This window comes from Chryseobacterium flavum (assembly GCF_003385595.1).
In the GTDB taxonomy this organism is placed as follows: Bacteria; Bacteroidota; Bacteroidia; order Flavobacteriales; family Weeksellaceae; genus Chryseobacterium; species Chryseobacterium flavum.
On sequence record NZ_QNUE01000005.1, the window covers coordinates 160,319 to 175,167 of the forward strand.

Below are 14,849 nucleotides of genomic sequence, written 5' to 3' on the forward strand. Positions count from 1 at the left end.
CGTTATACTTTCAATTGTCTGTAAATACCTTGTTCCAAAGATATAAAAGTTTCAGTTCTTGTTACTCCTTTTAACTTCTGAAGTTTACTCAGGATCTGCATCAGATGATCATTATCCTTACAAAGAACCTTCAGAAATATAGTATAATTTCCTGTTGTGTAATGGGCTTCCACTACTTCATTAATATCATGCAAAGACTTTACTACTTCCGGATAATGGCTGGGTTGATCCAAAAACACTCCGATATATGAAATTACTTTATATCCGATTTTTTTAGGATTAAGGAATGAAATCGAGTTCTCAATAACTCCCGCATGTTCCAGTTTCTTAATTCTTTGATGTACTGCTGTTGTAGAAATCCCGACATTTTTTGAAATGTGTGCCAAGGAAGTCTTAGCATTATCCATTAACATGTAGATAATTTCTTTGTCAATAGAATCCAAATGATAGCTTGTGTTGCTCGAATTTTTCATTTTCTACTTTTTTATTATTTATGTTTTTTAAGGTAAATTTTTAAACCTGACAAAAACCGGAAAGTGATCACTATATCCTCCCAAATACCGTGTTCCGGCATAAGTTCGGAAAGGTCTGCCTTCAAATGTTCTGACCCTGCTGCTTATTTTCTCAGAATTAAACACCTGTGCCCCGTTAAAAGACAGTGTCTCGTTATCAAGAAGAGATCTTGATAATATGATCTGATCATACAGCAATCCAGATTTATAATGAAAAGTAGAATAATTTCTTAAGGAAAACAATTCCTGAAAAGGGTTTATTAAAACCTTCTCATGATTATTGTCATAGAGAATTTTTACTAAATTTTCATCATCCGGGTTTTCGTTAAAATCACCACACAATATGGCATGTTCTTTATCATCATCTACTATTTTCATGATCCGTTGCCGGATTTCATTCAATATAAAGGCCCTTTTTGGTTTATTTATATCTTTTTCGCGCTTAGAGGGAAGATGGGCGATAAAGACATTAATAATCTCTCCTTTATATCTAATTTTAGAAAAAAGCACATCCCTAGTTGTGTCGTAATTTCCAGTGTTTTTATTTGATATTTCAAAAAAGAAAGTAATGGTTTCAGAATCTATAACCTCTACTTTATTTTTATCATATAACATGGCTACATCCACTTTTCTTTCGTCCATGGAATTGTAATGAACAATCCCATATTCTGAATTAAAAGGTTCTGTTTTCACAAGATCTTCCAGAACCTTCCTTCCGGAAACTTCAGAAAGTCCTATTATAAATGGCATTACTCCATTATCCTCCTTCATCAATTGAAATACATGAGAGATTTTAAAAAGCTTGTTTTTATATCTCCGCTCATCCCAGTTCCTCAATCCCGATCTTGTAGGATCCAATTTATGGACAGGTTTAGGATCAGGTAAAAATAAATTTTCAACATTATAAAAAGAGAACAACTCCATCAACCTATATCTTAATTATTACGTTATTTAAAGCGTAAACCTATTATTCTCTTTAATACCCCCACCTACCCCCTTCAAATGAAAATCAATTTTCAATAATAAATATTTCAAATATAGTAAAAAAAAACAATAAAACAATTTATATCAAATAAATATCTCAATTATTTCATTATTTTAATGCACATATTGGAATATGAACCATATATTAAAATCCAACTGAATAAAATAAAATTTTAAATTAAATTTAAAATGAATAATATTTTTCGCTTAAAGGCTTTATTATGCAAATATCATTCCATATAAAACACTAATGATAAAAAGTAGTCGTCAAATGAATTTTATAACATTTAAAGAAGATCAGGTCGTTTTTCTCTGGTAAGTCTTACAGCCTCATCATGCCGCCATTCTTCAATTTTCCCAAAATTTCCACTCAGTAAGATTTTAGGAACATCCAATCCTTTATAACTTTCCGGTCTGGTATATATAGGTGGTGACAACAGATCATCCTGGAAACTATCTGTTAAAGCACTCTGTTCATCATTCAAAACTCCAGGCAACAGTCTTATAACAGAATCAGCAAGAACACATGCCGCCAGTTCACCTCCTGTAAGAACATAATCCCCAATAGAAATTTCCTTAGTAATATGAAGATCTCTTACTCGTTGATCTATCCCTTTATAATGCCCGCAGAGGAAGATCAGATTCTCTTTTATAGAAAGGGTATTCGCTATCTTCTGATTTAAAGTTATTCCATCCGGCGTCAGATAAATTACCTCATCATAGTTTCTCTGGGATTTAAGTTCAGAAATACATCGATCCAATGGCTCTACCATCATCACCATTCCGGCACCTCCTCCGTACGGCTCATCATCAATTTGCCTGTGTTTGTTGGTCGCCCAATCTCTAAGGTGATGAAAATGTACTTCAGCAAGCCCTTTATCCATTGCTCTCTTTAAAATAGAAGTTTTAAACGGACTCTCCATCAGTTCCGGAAGTACGCTTATTATATCAATTCTCATTGTAATGTTCCGTTTTTCTTTGTAGGTATAATAATTAATCTTAAAGATGAATCTTTATTGAAATAGCTCCACATCCAGTTAAAGAATATTGCCAGCTTATTTCGGACGCTCAAAATTAACATTAAATGGAGAAACATCCAGAAGTACCATGCTAAAAAACCCTGAAATTTTATAAACGGAAGATCTACAACAGCTCTGTGTTTACCTATTGTTGCCAATGAACCCTTATCATCATATTCATACTCCTTCCATTCATCAGTACTTCTTTTTAAAAGGTTCCGGCCTAAGTTCCTCGCCTGATTAATTGCTACATTAGCTACCTGCGGATGTCCCTGCGGATATTTTGGAGTTTCCATGTAGGCAATATCCCCGATTGCATAAATATTATCGTAACCTTTGATTTTATTATACCGGTCTACAATATATCTGTTTCTTATCAGATTATCCTCAGGAAAACCATCTATAACATTACCCGTTACTCCTGCAGCCCATATTACATTATTGGAAGGTATTTCTTTTCCGCTTCTCAGATGTACCTTATCTCCGTCGTAGTCAGTCACCACCTCTCCACTCATAAAAGTAACCCCAAGGTCCTTAAGGTATTTCTCAGATTTTTCCTGAGCTTCACTGCTCATCACAGCAAGCGGTTTTTCAGTAGAGCTTACAAGAATGATCTTCAACTGATCAAAGTTCATATAAGGATAGTCCCGCGGAAGTATTTCTTTTTTCATTTCTGCAAAAGCACCTGCCAGTTCTACCCCGGTAGGTCCGCTTCCCACAATCACAATATTCCAGTTTCCATCATCACTCCTGCTTTTCTCAAGAATCAGCTTTTCAAAAGTCATTAAAACATGGTTTCTGATCCCGATTGCTTCCTGGGTATTCTTCATTCCGAAAGCTTTGCTTTCAAGATCCTTATTCCCAAAAAAATTAGTCTTACACCCTGTTGCAATAATCAATTTATCATAAGTGAATTCTGCCTCATCCGTAATCACCTTATGATTGACAGTATCGATTTCCTTCACTTCCGTCATACGGAACTGTGTATTTCTGGACTGCTGAAAAATCTTCCTGAAAGGGAAAGAAATATTGGAAGGCTCTATCCTTCCCGAAGCTACCTGATAAAAAAGCGGCTGAAACATATGATGATTCACTCTGTCCAGTACAATAACTTTTTTATTTTTGTTATTCAATGTTTTTGCAAGCTGTAGCCCCGCAAATCCTCCTCCTATAATGATGATTTTTTCGCGTGTTTCCATAATACACAAATTTACTGATTTTATTTAGTATTTAGCAGTGAAAAAAGTTAGTTTTGCAAAACTTTATGACACCAAAAAGGTACACCAAAAAAACTGCCAAACGAGTCCACAAATCCCGACGGAAGAAGTATTTTTTCCGAAGATGGGTGATATTGGCAATATTAATTATAGCACTGATAGGAACCGGTTTTTATTTAAAACAGACCGTTACGTATTATTATGCCCTGTACTTTAATAAATTTAAGCATAAAAAACTTCATAACAGTGAAAAGGAAGCAGCAAGAATCCAGAGAATCCTGGCCAGCAACCTTGATAAAACCTATGGTTTTGACGTTTCCCACTATCAGAACAGGGAAGATATCAAATGGGACAGTCTAAGCATTGGAAATAAAACAATCCCACTGGAGTTTGTTGTGATGCGTGCAACTATGGGAAACCGAAGTGCCGACAAACATTTTGATGAGTTCTGGGAAAGTGCTAAAAAACACGATCTTATCCGTGGAGCGTATCATTTTTACAGAGCCGATGAAGACCCTGTGATTCAGGCGAATAATTTTTTGGCAAATGTAAAACTGGAAAGTGGAGATCTTCCTCCTATTCTGGATATTGAAAAGATCCCAAAACGTAAGACCAATAAAAAACTGGTGGAAGATTTAAAGGTATGGTGTAAAATTGTAGAAGAAACGTACGGAGAAAAACCCATTATCTATACCTATTATCATTATTATAAAGATTTTCTGAAAGGTGAATTTGACGGTTATCCTTTATGGCTGGCCAATTACAATGACGTACCTTCTCCTTCACCCGATGATCAGTGGGATTTCTGGCAGTTTACAGAAAACGGAATTGTGCATGGTATCAATGCAAAAGTGGATCTTGATATTTACAATGGTAATTCCTGGTCGTTAAAAAGACTGACAATCGATTAATAAGAGTAAAAGTGGAAAACATCTGATCAAAAAGTTTTTCCGCCTTAATATTTTTAATTATTTTTTCCTAAAAAATCCATAATATCTGCATTGAGCTGATCTGCCTTTTCAAAAGGAATCATATGGCTTGCATCTTTGTAAATTTTTAATTTGGCAAAAGGAAGCTGCTTTGCGATAAACTCTGTATGTTCTTTTTTGATAACATCACGGTCTCCTGCAATGACCAGAACAGTGCTTTTTATTTTATTCAGATCTTTTTGACTGATTCTAGGTTCTGTAAGCATAATTTTCAGAAGCCTGCGTTCATTAAATGATTCCGGAACATTCAGTTGTTTCAGCCGGGTCATTTGGTTGATGAACGTATTGGTAATTTTTTCTTCTACCCCTCCAGGAAAAGCATTTGCACCAATTATTATCAATTTATGGAGATTGTCCGGGTATTTTAAAGCAAATTCAAGTCCGGTATTACCTCCATCACTCCAACCGGCAATATTGATTTTATCTATTTTCAGATGATCCGCCACTGCTTTTACATCATCGGCAAATAATGTATAGGTGTAATCTTTTTTAGAACTGTCCAAACTTTTTCCCTGCCCTCTGGTATCTAAAGCAATTACTTTATATTGTTTAGAAAGAACTGGAATTTGCTGATAAAAATCTTTTATACTTCCCGAATTTCCATGGAGCAAGATCAATGGTTCTCCTTCTCCATACACTTCATAATAAAGTTCAGCATCTTTCAGTTTCAGAGTATTTCCGGTGAATATATTCCTGCCGTAGTCAGTACGCTCTGATTCTTCAGCATACTTAGATACATCCGAAATTAAAAAATCTTTATCATCCGAAAATTCATTTTCATCCTGATGATTACTTCTATTTTTATCCATTTTCACATCAATATTAATAGCTGGTGCAGCAATGGTCATTTTCTGCCAATCACCATAAAATTTTCTTATAAATCCTGTTCGGAATAAAGCTGCACTTATTTTAATCCTGCCATCAAAATCTTTTAAAAACTGTATACCGATAAAAAACTTTCCCTGCACCCAGATATTACGGTCATTGACATCCAATGTGAATGTTCCGTCTTTGATCATATCTTCGGTTAATGCCACGGTAATCTCTTCTTCCAGAATATTCTTATCCGGAAATCCGTTCTTTTCACTATAAATGCTATATCTCATTAAAACAGGCTGCGCAGAAGCATAACTGGCAACATTCAGATTGATATTTTTAATTTTTGATCTTTTTTTAGCCTTAAATTCTAAAGCAGTTTCTCCAAGAAAGTCTTTTTTATCCAATTCTGGGTTAACAAAATAAATAACACTTTTTGTTTTGGTATTTACGCCCCAGTTTTTGTCTACCAGTTTTTTCGGCTTAATAGTAACCTCTTTAATATTTCTGGTTTTTTCTGTTAAAAATATTTTTTGCTGATGATGTTGTTTAAAATTCTGAACGGTTTCCTGATAAAGATTATAGCCGGGCACTTCTATTTTTATGATCTGTTGGGAATCAACATTGGAAAGGTCTATTGAAAAGTTACCTTTCTCATCAGAGATGGTTCCTGCTGAATTCTTTTCTATTCCGACTTTCACATAAGGAATCGGCTGATTCTCATTTTTAGCAATGACCGTTCCGGAAATAACTTGAGCCTGAATAGTAATAACCAATAGAAGAAAAAATAAGGTATGAGATATTTTCATGTTAAAAGTTTGGCGCAAACTTATTTATTTTCTGCAGCCCTTTCTCCCAATACTTTATTAAATTTATTCTTCCTTTAGTTAAAATTCTTTTAAAGGATATTCATAATTTCTTCCCATGAATGAACTCTTTCGTAAGTTTCGTTTTCGATCAGCTCATTATGAGGCTGGGTGAAAATTAATCTCTGTCCGTCAAAATGATCTAAATTTTTGGGATAATCATCTATCATGACATCTCCTGAAACCACTTTTTTACTTCCGCAAAGGACAATCTGTTCCCAGGTAATAAATGGAAAATGTTCTGCCAGCCAGTCATATTTTTCCCTTAAACTGTTAGGAAATTCCATTCCTGCAGAAACAATATACAATTCATATTTTTTATTCAGATATTCCAATGCTTCACGGCTTCCTTTCATTACCGGTAATGTCCTGAAGAAGCCAACTTCATTAACATGCTTTTTCCCATTCGGAAATACATCGATCTCAGGTCTTCCGGTCAATTCGCTTAATTCAATATCTCTTCCCGTATCTCTTTTTTCAAATTTTGCCAGCTGATGATATACATCCGCCATTACCCCATCCATGTCGACAATTACTTTTTTCATTACTTCGATCAGGTTTTTGTATTATTTATTATTTTTTAAAAATTGCATCCTATCAAATGTACTGAATAGTTTTTTCAGGCTCCTCCTCTGGTCTATTAAAAAATTATAAATATTCTTCTTATGAATAAGGTTCAGGAAAATTTTAAGTTACATTTTCGTATTTTTGCCGTTCAATTCAAAATTAAAATCAAACCATTAATTTCCAATGAATTACGTTTCTGTAGAAAATCTTACCAAATCTTACGGCATCAAGGTTTTGTTTAAAAACATTTCTTTTCACATCAATGAAGGAGATAAAATAGCTATTGTTGCCAAAAACGGGAGTGGAAAATCTACCCTTCTGAAAATATTAATGGGTAAAGAAATTGCAGACAGCGGAACGGTGATCATTAACAAAGATATCCAGGTCGTATTATTTGACCAGGAAATCGACTATGATCCTAACCTCAGCATCGAGGAATTCATGATGACCCTTGATTCAGAACCTATCCTTGCGCTTAAAAATTATCATCAGTCACTCCATTCTACTGATCATGATTTTATTGAAAAAGCATTGGCTGATATGGAAGTTCATAAGGCATGGGACCTGGAGAATGAAATGAAACAGATTCTTTCCCAGCTTAAAATTACTGATCTGGATGCCAAAATGGGAACTCTTTCCGGAGGCCAGATCAAACGTGTAGCTTTGGCTAAACTTTTAACGGAAACAAGAGCTGAGCACAGACATACCCTTCTTATTATGGACGAACCTACCAATCACCTTGATGTGGATATGGTAGAATGGCTTGAAAATTATCTGAACAAAGCAAAAATCACGTTACTGCTTGTAACCCACGACCGGTATTTCCTGGACAGTGTTTGTGACATTATCTGGGAAATGGAAGATCAGAATCTGTATGTTCACAATGGTTCGTATGCTACTTATCTTGAAAACAAGATGATTCGTGAGGAGAATCTTAATGCTACGATTGATAAAGCCAATAATCTTTACAGAAAGGAGCTGGAATGGATGCGAAGACAGCCAAAAGCCAGAACTACCAAATCAAAAAGCAGGATTGATGCATTCTACGAAACCGAGAAAGTTGCCAAAACTGACACTAGAAAAGACGGGTTGGAACTGGACTTTGAAATGAAACGGTTAGGAAATAAGATTCTTGAACTCAAACATATTGATAAAAGCTTTGGTTCTAAAGTCCTTTTAAAAGACTTCAGCTACCAGTTTCAAAGAGGAGAAAAAGTTGGAATTGTTGGAAAAAACGGAGCAGGAAAATCTACCCTGCTTAATATTATTCAAGGCTATGAAAAAGCTGATAAAGGGGAAATTGAAACAGGAGAAACGATCTCTTTCGGTTATTTCTCTCAGAAAGGCCTTACCTATAAAGAGGATGAACGCGTCATTGATTTTATTAAGGAAATTGCAGAGTTCTATCCTTTAGCCAATGGAAAAAGCCTGTCTGCTTCTCAATTCTTAAGATTATTCTTATTTGATGATCAGACTCAATATTCTCCGATCTCTAAACTTTCGGGAGGTGAAAAAAGGAGACTTCACCTGATGTATATTTTGTATCAGAATCCTAACTTCCTGATTTTTGATGAGCCTACCAATGATCTTGACCTTCCGACATTAACGGTTCTTGAAAACTTCCTTCAGCAGTTTCAGGGATCTTTGATTATCGTTTCCCACGACAGATATTTCATGGACAGGATTGTAGACCATGTCCTGGCTTTTGAAGGCAACGGGAAAATCAGGGACTTTGTAGGAAACTTCTCAGAATACAGAGAAGCCAGAAGCCGCGAAGAAGCATTAGAAAAAAATACAACAGTAAAGCCTGAGCCGGTTAAAGAAACAGTTTCCACAGTGCAGAACCCAACATCTTCCAATACGAAACGAAAATTAACTTTCAAAGAGCAGAGAGAGCTGGAAACGATTGAAAAAGAAATGCCTGAACTTGAAGATCAGCGTGCCAAAATTTTGGAAAAACTTAATAACGAAGCCGATTATGAGAAAATCGCCAAACTCTCTTCAGAACTGGAAACCGTTTCAGAAAAGCTGGAAAACCATGAAATGAGATGGCTGGAACTTCAGGAAATCATGTAATATATAATAATAAATTATGAGTTGAATAAAAACATTAAATCAACTCATAATTTATAACTCATCACTTATAACTCAATTACCTTTTCTCTTTTTGCACTTTCCAGGCAGGCATCAATGATTTTCATATTCTGAATAATCTCTTTTCCCGGAGATGGTAAAGCATATCCAAATACAATGTGCTCATAAATCTGCTGATAATAATCCATGTAATTTCCTGCTTCACTGAAAGTCAGAGTTCTTTCTGTTTCGGAATGCTGATTCAAAAAGTTTAAAATGCCATCCGGCTCTTTCAAAGGTTGTGTCCATTCTTTTCCATATGTGGGAATTGCTCCGGCTACCAGTTCATTTTCCTGATTATCCGTTCTTTCCTGCAGGAAAGTTCCCCGGTCTCCATGAATGGTATAGGCATAATGTCCTTCTTTGCTGAAAACAGAAGATTTTAATCTTAACCTGAGATTATTTTTATAAAATAGTATGATCTCAAAATAATCATTGGCAAACGCTGCGCCTTTCATGGAAAATACATCTGCAAAAAGCTTTTCAGGATAACCGAAGTATTGGACTGCCTGGTCCACAAGATGGGCTCCCAGATCATGAAGCGATCCTGAACCAAGCTGATCCGGACTTTCTTTATGTTGTTTTCCGCTGGGAGTGGTACGGAATCTGTCAAAACGGATTTCAACCTCTTTAATATTTCCTAATTTTCCTTCAGCCAAAACTTTTTGAACCTGTAAAAAATCACGGTCAAATCTTCGGTTTTGATATACGCTCAGGAACAATCCTTTTTCTTCAGCCAGCTTTACCAGTTCTTCCGCCTCAGAAACATTTACTGTAAAAGGTTTTTCCACAACAATGTTTTTACCCGCTTCCAATGCTTTTTTGGCATACTCATAATGGGTCTGAACGGGAGTATTGATGATCACCAACTCTATATCTGCCTGCTGAAGCATTTCTTCCACAGAACGGTAAATAGTTGCTTCCGGATATTTCTCCTTAGATTCTTCCTTACTTCTTTCTACTACAGCAGAAATAAAAAATCCAGGATGCTCCTTTAAAAAAGGGGCATGGAATACTTTACCACTCATTCCAAAGGCACAAAGCCCTGCTTTTACCAATTGCATATTATAATTTTTAACAAATATATTCATAAAAAACCCGAGAATGCATACTTACCGCAACAATCACAACAATTCACAATACAAAGAACTATTATTATGATAAAAATCATAAAATTATTTTTATCTATTCTAAACAAATACTTACATTTGCGGCCTATTTAAAACTGTTCTACTTAAAAATAATGAAAAGACAACTACTTTCCTTAGGCCTCCTGTTGGCCGCTGTTTCAGCCAGTTCACAGATGAAAAATGCGGAAGCAGATACAATCAGAACCCAAACTATTGAGGATATTAATCTTCATAAAACAGGAAATCCCAATCAGGCAAAAGCTTTTTCAACAAAGTCAACCCTGACTGTAATGGAAAACCCACAGCCGATTGCTATTGTAACTCATGAAATTATTGAACAACAGCAGGCAAAACAACTAAGTGATGTTATACAAAATATAAATGGAATGTATATTACTTCCTCAAGAGGGAACTCACAGGATAGTTTTGGCGGACGTGGTTTCATTTTAGGAAATGATAATATTTTTAAGAATGGTTCAAGAGTAAACAGTGGAGTTTTTCCTGAAGTAAGCGGTCTTGAAAGAGTAGAAGTTTTAAAGGGAGCTAATGCCATGCTTTTTGGTAATACGGCAGCGGGTGGTGTTATCAATATGATTACAAAAAAGCCTAAATTCAATTTTGGAGGAAGCATAGGATTAAACGGCGGAAGCTGGAATTCTTATAAACCAACAGTTGATATTTATGGACCTTTATCTAAAAATATTGCTTTCAGGATAAACGGAGCCTATGAGCATGCTGAAAGTTTCAGAGATGTTGTAGAATCTGAAAAGTATTACTTCAACCCTTCGTTTTTATTTAATTTAAGTGATAAATCCCAATTAATTGTTGAGGCAGATTATCTTAAAACGGATTTTACCCCGGATTTCGGGATTGGATCTATTACAGAAAAAGACCAAAGCTACAGATTGAATGATACTGTTTCCAGAAATACCTTTTTCGGAACCAACTGGCAGTATCAAAATGTACAGCAAGCCTCTACAAATGTAACTTTTAATCACCAGTTTAACGAAAGATGGTCTTTAAATGCTAACGTTTCCTATCAAAACTATACGAAGGATTATTTCTCTTCTGAAAGAGTACAATGGATCTATGACACCAAAGATAAAACTGTAGATCCTAACAGATTATCCTGGAAAAGACCATTTGGCAGAACTTATAATGAACAAAACTATACTTCTGCACAAGTAAACATTAATGGTGAATTCAATACCGGAAAAATCAACCATAAGGTATTATTTGGTTCAGATGCAGATTATAGCCAGGCAGATGCTTATGCTTATACTGTTACAGATCCAAAAAACCTTCTTTATTTAGATGATCCTTCAACATGGGGAAATATTGATATGCCAAATTCTGTCCTTAATACAAGAAACAGAATCAATACAAGAAGAATCGGGATCTATGCACAGGATTTTATCAGTTTAACAAAACAACTAAAAGTAATTGCCGGATTAAGATGGTCTTATATAGAAAATATGCCGACATTGACTACCCGTTTTGCTGCAAATGAGAAGTTCGAAGTAGCAAATTCTTCGACTTCTGACCATGCGTTTTCTCCAAAAGTAGGGTTGGTTTACGCTCCGAACGAAAACCTTTCGGTGTTTGCAACGTATACTAATTCGTTTGTTTCAAATGCAGGATATACTTCAGATCAATTTGGAACAGTAAATACCAATCAATCTGCTACGGAAATTCAAAATCAGTTAACCAATTTATCAAAACAAAGCATAAAACCCTCAACTGTAGATCAATACGAAATTGGTATTAAAAAGAATTTCTGGAATAATGCTTTAGCAGTTAACTTAACAGCTTACCAGATCAGGTACAACAATTATTATCAGACCTATTGGTTCATTCCTGCTGCTACACCCAATGCAGCACCGGTAAATTCAACAGATACCAATCTTAAAGAATTTGCAGGAAATATGAGAAGCCGTGGAGTGGAGTTGGATATTACAGGAAATCCAACAGAAAACTTATCAATAATCGGAGGTTTTTCTTATAACAATTCTGTTTATATCGACACTCCTGAAAAGGGATATATTGAAAACCAAAGATTGGTAAGGACACCAGCTACAACAGCGAATGCTTCCGTTTTCTATAAATTTACAAACTATGTAAAAGGGTTAAAAATCGGAGCTGGAATTTATTACATTGGAGACAGAATCGCCGGGTGGAATGATACAAAATCTACAAACACAAGCAGAAACAATGTGAGCAGAATGTTTGATCTAAAAGATTATACCACTGTTTCTGTATCTGTAGGCTACGAATGGAAAAACTTCTCTATCCAGGGGAAAGTCGGAAACCTGTTTGATGTTGTGAATTATAATGTACATGAAAATTACTCAGTGAACCCGATTACCCCAAGAAACTATTATTTTACCCTGACTTATAAACTTTAGAATTAAATAATAATTTATCAATAAAAGTGGAAGTTGCATTTTTGCAGTTTCCACTTTTAAAATTTAAAAACAAACAACTAGATATGGATAAGATTAAAGACACAAGAAGTTTTATGAGAGTCACGCACCGTTATCTCGGATACTTTCTGGCAGGGATTATGACTGTGTATGCATTAAGTGGAATTCTGCTTGTATACAGGGACACTGACTTTCTGAAAAAAGAGAAAAAGTATGACAAGACAGTTGCAGCACACCTTTCAGAAAAAGAACTGGGAAAGGAATTAAAAATCAAGGGGCTTGAAATTGAGAAAACAGAAGGAAATATTCAGCATTTCAAACAGGGAACATATGATTCTGCTACCGGTAAAGCGCTATATACTAAAAAAGAGCTGCCATTTGCTTTGGATAAAATGGTGAAATTACACAAATCCCAATCCAAAGATGCCATTTCACCATTAAGCGTCTTTTTTGGTGTGTCACTTTTGTTTTTTGTTATTTCAAGTTTCTGGATGTTCAATCCAAAGACAAAAGCATTTAAACGCGGAATTAAATTTACTATTGCCGGATTAATCATTTCAGTTATTCTTTTACTTATTTAAGTAAAAAAAATTAACAACCCATTCCATAATATTAAATTATTTTGTTTTATATAATTATTTTATTGTTTTATCAAATTATAGAATTAGCATTAATTGTGTTAAAAAAATAAATTATATCTTCTTGATATTCTTAACATTATTTTTGAAAAATTATCTAAAATTAAGAGTCTGGCACATTTATTGTTTTTTCTATAATTCGTGAATAATAAACATTTAATTATTAAAATAATAAATTATGAAAAAACTTATTTTAACAGGAATATTAGCCGTAGCAGGTTTGACAGCAACTGCAAATGCTCAGATTCAGAAAGGTAATTGGATGGTAGGTGGTAACCTTGCAGGCGCTAATTTTGGCCTGAATAAAGGTGGTGGTTATGATTTTAATATCCAGCCAAAAGGAGCTTATTTTATTGAGGACAACATAGCAGTAGGAGGTTATGTAGATTTAGGCTTTAAAGGAGCTAAAGATGCGCCAACTACTTTTACATACAACGTAGGAGCATTAGGACGTTACTATCTTAATCCGGGAGAACAGGGAGTAAATAACCTGTTACACCACGGAAGATGGTTCCTTGAAGGTAACGTGGGAGTTGGAGGAACTTCAATTTCCAAAGGAGGATCTTCTTCCAACGGTCTTAACTTCGGATTTGGTCCTGGTTATTCTTACTTCATTACTCCAAACATAGGGTTAGAAGGGTTAGTGAAATATGATGCTAACGCAGGATTCGGTAGCGGAGGGTATACAAACAAAATTACTTTTGGTTTAGGTTTCCAGATTTATTTACCAACATCTAAGGCTAAACAAATCATTAACGACGTTAAGTAATCATTGAAAATACTTATAAAAAAATGAAAGCGCCCCGGATTTGATCCGGGGCGCTTTTCGTACAAATTAAAACTAAACTATAAAAAATCAAATAAATCATGTATTAGGCTGTGGGGTATATCGTAAATACGGCTTTATTTCTGTTACCCCTTTGGGAAATATTTTCTTGGCATCCTCTGTGGAGACAGCGGGAGGAACAATAACATCTTCTCCGTTTTCCCAGTTAACAGGTGTAGCAATATTATGAGAATCTACTAACTGTAAAGAATCCAGTACCCTTAAAATTTCATTAAAGTTCCTTCCGGTTGATGCCGGATACGTAATGATCAGCCGTACTTTTTTAGAGGGATCAATAATAAGCAGTGAACGCACAGTTGCCGTCGTGGAAGCATTGGGATGTATAAAATCATAGAGTTCTGAGATCTTCCTGTCTTTATCTGCAATGATCGGAAAACTGACCTCCGTATTCTGGGTCTCATTAATATCCCGGATCCATTCCTGATGATCTTCCACCTCATCTACACTCAATGCAATCACCTTGGTACTTCTTTGAGCAAACTCAGACTGTAATCTGGAGGTAAATCCCAATTCAGTAGTACAAACCGGAGTAAAGTCTGCCGGATGAGAAAATAAAATTCCCCAGGAATCTCCCAGATAATCATAAAAATTAATATTACCCAGTGAAGTGAGAGCCTGGAAGTTAGGTGCGGTATCTCCTATTTTAATTGACATAATATTCCGCTTTGTTAGTCTACAAATTTAGTAGACTTTTTGAAACCAGCAAAA

At 35.2% G+C, this 14,849-nt stretch carries 13 protein-coding genes; 5 read left to right on the forward strand and 8 right to left on the reverse strand.

The window, feature by feature from the left end; genetic code table 11:
• Positions 1 to 2: 2 nt before the first annotated feature.
• From DRF59_RS07840 to DRF59_RS07855, 4 genes are all read right to left on the reverse strand, one after another.
• Positions 3 to 473, reverse strand: a complete 471-nt coding sequence (locus DRF59_RS07840; protein ID WP_002976659.1) for an Lrp/AsnC ligand binding domain-containing protein — start codon at positions 471 to 473, stop codon at positions 3 to 5.
• A gap of 27 nt (positions 474 to 500) precedes the next feature.
• Positions 501 to 1,436 carry an endonuclease/exonuclease/phosphatase family protein gene (locus tag DRF59_RS07845; RefSeq protein ID WP_115958470.1) on the reverse strand — a complete coding sequence of 312 codons (936 nt, stop codon included), beginning with the start codon at positions 1,434 to 1,436 and terminating at the stop codon, positions 501 to 503.
• 347 nt (positions 1,437 to 1,783) lie between these two features.
• The gene (gene trmD / locus DRF59_RS07850; RefSeq protein ID WP_115958472.1) at positions 1,784 to 2,455 is read right to left on the reverse strand and encodes a tRNA (guanosine(37)-N1)-methyltransferase TrmD; all 672 of its coding nucleotides are present in this window, start codon (positions 2,453 to 2,455) and stop codon (positions 1,784 to 1,786) included.
• Positions 2,452 to 3,714 (reverse strand): NAD(P)/FAD-dependent oxidoreductase, encoded by a 1,263-nt coding sequence (locus DRF59_RS07855; protein ID WP_115958474.1) that lies wholly within the window; start codon positions 3,712 to 3,714, stop codon positions 2,452 to 2,454. The genes trmD and DRF59_RS07855 overlap by 4 nt, the downstream gene beginning before the upstream one ends.
• A gap of 65 nt (positions 3,715 to 3,779) precedes the next feature.
• Between DRF59_RS07855 and DRF59_RS07860 the strand changes: the two genes are divergently transcribed.
• Positions 3,780 to 4,643 (forward strand): glycoside hydrolase family 25 protein, encoded by an 864-nt coding sequence (locus DRF59_RS07860; protein ID WP_115958476.1) that lies wholly within the window; start codon positions 3,780 to 3,782, stop codon positions 4,641 to 4,643.
• Positions 4,644 to 4,696: 53 nt separating this feature from the next.
• Here DRF59_RS07860 and DRF59_RS07865 read toward each other — a convergent pair whose 3' ends face one another.
• Both DRF59_RS07865 and DRF59_RS07870 read right to left on the reverse strand, forming a co-directional pair.
• Positions 4,697 to 6,346: an alpha/beta fold hydrolase gene (locus DRF59_RS07865; RefSeq protein WP_115958478.1), complete on the reverse strand. Its 1,650-nt coding sequence runs from the start codon at positions 6,344 to 6,346 to the stop codon at positions 4,697 to 4,699.
• Positions 6,347 to 6,435: 89 nt separating this feature from the next.
• Positions 6,436 to 6,948 carry a 5' nucleotidase, NT5C type gene (locus DRF59_RS07870; RefSeq protein WP_115958480.1) on the reverse strand — a complete coding sequence of 171 codons (513 nt, stop codon included), beginning with the start codon at positions 6,946 to 6,948 and terminating at the stop codon, positions 6,436 to 6,438.
• A 205-nt stretch (positions 6,949 to 7,153) separates the two neighbouring features.
• Here DRF59_RS07870 and DRF59_RS07875 point away from each other — a divergent pair, with 205 nt between their 5' ends.
• On the forward strand, positions 7,154 to 9,046 hold the full coding sequence (locus DRF59_RS07875; protein WP_115958482.1) for an ABC-F family ATP-binding cassette domain-containing protein: 1,893 nt from the start codon (positions 7,154 to 7,156) through the stop codon (positions 9,044 to 9,046).
• A gap of 65 nt (positions 9,047 to 9,111) precedes the next feature.
• On the opposite strand, the gene DRF59_RS07880 is transcribed toward DRF59_RS07875, so the two are convergent.
• A complete protein-coding gene (locus DRF59_RS07880; protein ID WP_115958484.1) occupies positions 9,112 to 10,167 on the reverse strand; it encodes a Gfo/Idh/MocA family oxidoreductase in 1,056 nt (351 codons plus the stop codon).
• A 179-nt stretch (positions 10,168 to 10,346) separates the two neighbouring features.
• On the opposite strand from DRF59_RS07880, the gene DRF59_RS07885 reads away from it, so the two are divergent.
• The 3 genes from DRF59_RS07885 (at position 10,347) to DRF59_RS07895 (ending at position 14,063) form a co-directional block, all read left to right on the forward strand.
• Positions 10,347 to 12,638 carry a TonB-dependent siderophore receptor gene (locus DRF59_RS07885; protein WP_115958486.1) on the forward strand — a complete coding sequence of 764 codons (2,292 nt, stop codon included), beginning with the start codon at positions 10,347 to 10,349 and terminating at the stop codon, positions 12,636 to 12,638.
• A gap of 83 nt (positions 12,639 to 12,721) precedes the next feature.
• On the forward strand, positions 12,722 to 13,237 hold the full coding sequence (locus DRF59_RS07890) for a hypothetical protein (RefSeq protein WP_115958488.1): 516 nt from the start codon (positions 12,722 to 12,724) through the stop codon (positions 13,235 to 13,237).
• A gap of 235 nt (positions 13,238 to 13,472) precedes the next feature.
• Positions 13,473 to 14,063, forward strand: coding sequence for an outer membrane beta-barrel protein (locus DRF59_RS07895; protein WP_115958490.1), 591 nt, complete (start codon positions 13,473 to 13,475; stop codon positions 14,061 to 14,063).
• A 96-nt stretch (positions 14,064 to 14,159) separates the two neighbouring features.
• On the opposite strand, the gene DRF59_RS07900 is transcribed toward DRF59_RS07895, so the two are convergent.
• Positions 14,160 to 14,795 (reverse strand): peroxiredoxin, encoded by a 636-nt coding sequence (locus DRF59_RS07900; protein ID WP_115958492.1) that lies wholly within the window; start codon positions 14,793 to 14,795, stop codon positions 14,160 to 14,162.
• Positions 14,796 to 14,849: the final 54 nt, after the last annotated feature.

Bases quoted from the DNA above. Each gene is read 5' to 3' on its own strand.
- DRF59_RS07900 (WP_115958492.1), bottom strand. From the start codon at position 14,795: ATGTCAATTAAAATAGGAGATACCGCACCTAACTTCCAGGCTCTCACT.
- DRF59_RS07885 (WP_115958486.1), top strand. From the start codon at position 10,347: ATGAAAAGACAACTACTTTCCTTAGGCCTCCTGTTGGCCGCTGTTTCA.
- DRF59_RS07860 (WP_115958476.1), top strand. From the start codon at position 3,780: ATGACACCAAAAAGGTACACCAAAAAAACTGCCAAACGAGTCCACAAA.
- DRF59_RS07880 (WP_115958484.1), bottom strand. From the start codon at position 10,167: ATGCAATTGGTAAAAGCAGGGCTTTGTGCCTTTGGAATGAGTGGTAAA.
- DRF59_RS07840 (WP_002976659.1), bottom strand. From the start codon at position 473: ATGAAAAATTCGAGCAACACAAGCTATCATTTGGATTCTATTGACAAA.
- DRF59_RS07855 (WP_115958474.1), bottom strand. From the start codon at position 3,714: ATGGAAACACGCGAAAAAATCATCATTATAGGAGGAGGATTTGCGGGG.
- DRF59_RS07890 (WP_115958488.1), top strand. From the start codon at position 12,722: ATGGATAAGATTAAAGACACAAGAAGTTTTATGAGAGTCACGCACCGT.
- trmD (WP_115958472.1), bottom strand. From the start codon at position 2,455: ATGAGAATTGATATAATAAGCGTACTTCCGGAACTGATGGAGAGTCCG.
- DRF59_RS07845 (WP_115958470.1), bottom strand. From the start codon at position 1,436: ATGGAGTTGTTCTCTTTTTATAATGTTGAAAATTTATTTTTACCTGAT.
- DRF59_RS07865 (WP_115958478.1), bottom strand. From the start codon at position 6,346: ATGAAAATATCTCATACCTTATTTTTTCTTCTATTGGTTATTACTATT.
- DRF59_RS07895 (WP_115958490.1), top strand. From the start codon at position 13,473: ATGAAAAAACTTATTTTAACAGGAATATTAGCCGTAGCAGGTTTGACA.
- DRF59_RS07870 (WP_115958480.1), bottom strand. From the start codon at position 6,948: ATGAAAAAAGTAATTGTCGACATGGATGGGGTAATGGCGGATGTATAT.
- DRF59_RS07875 (WP_115958482.1), top strand. From the start codon at position 7,154: ATGAATTACGTTTCTGTAGAAAATCTTACCAAATCTTACGGCATCAAG.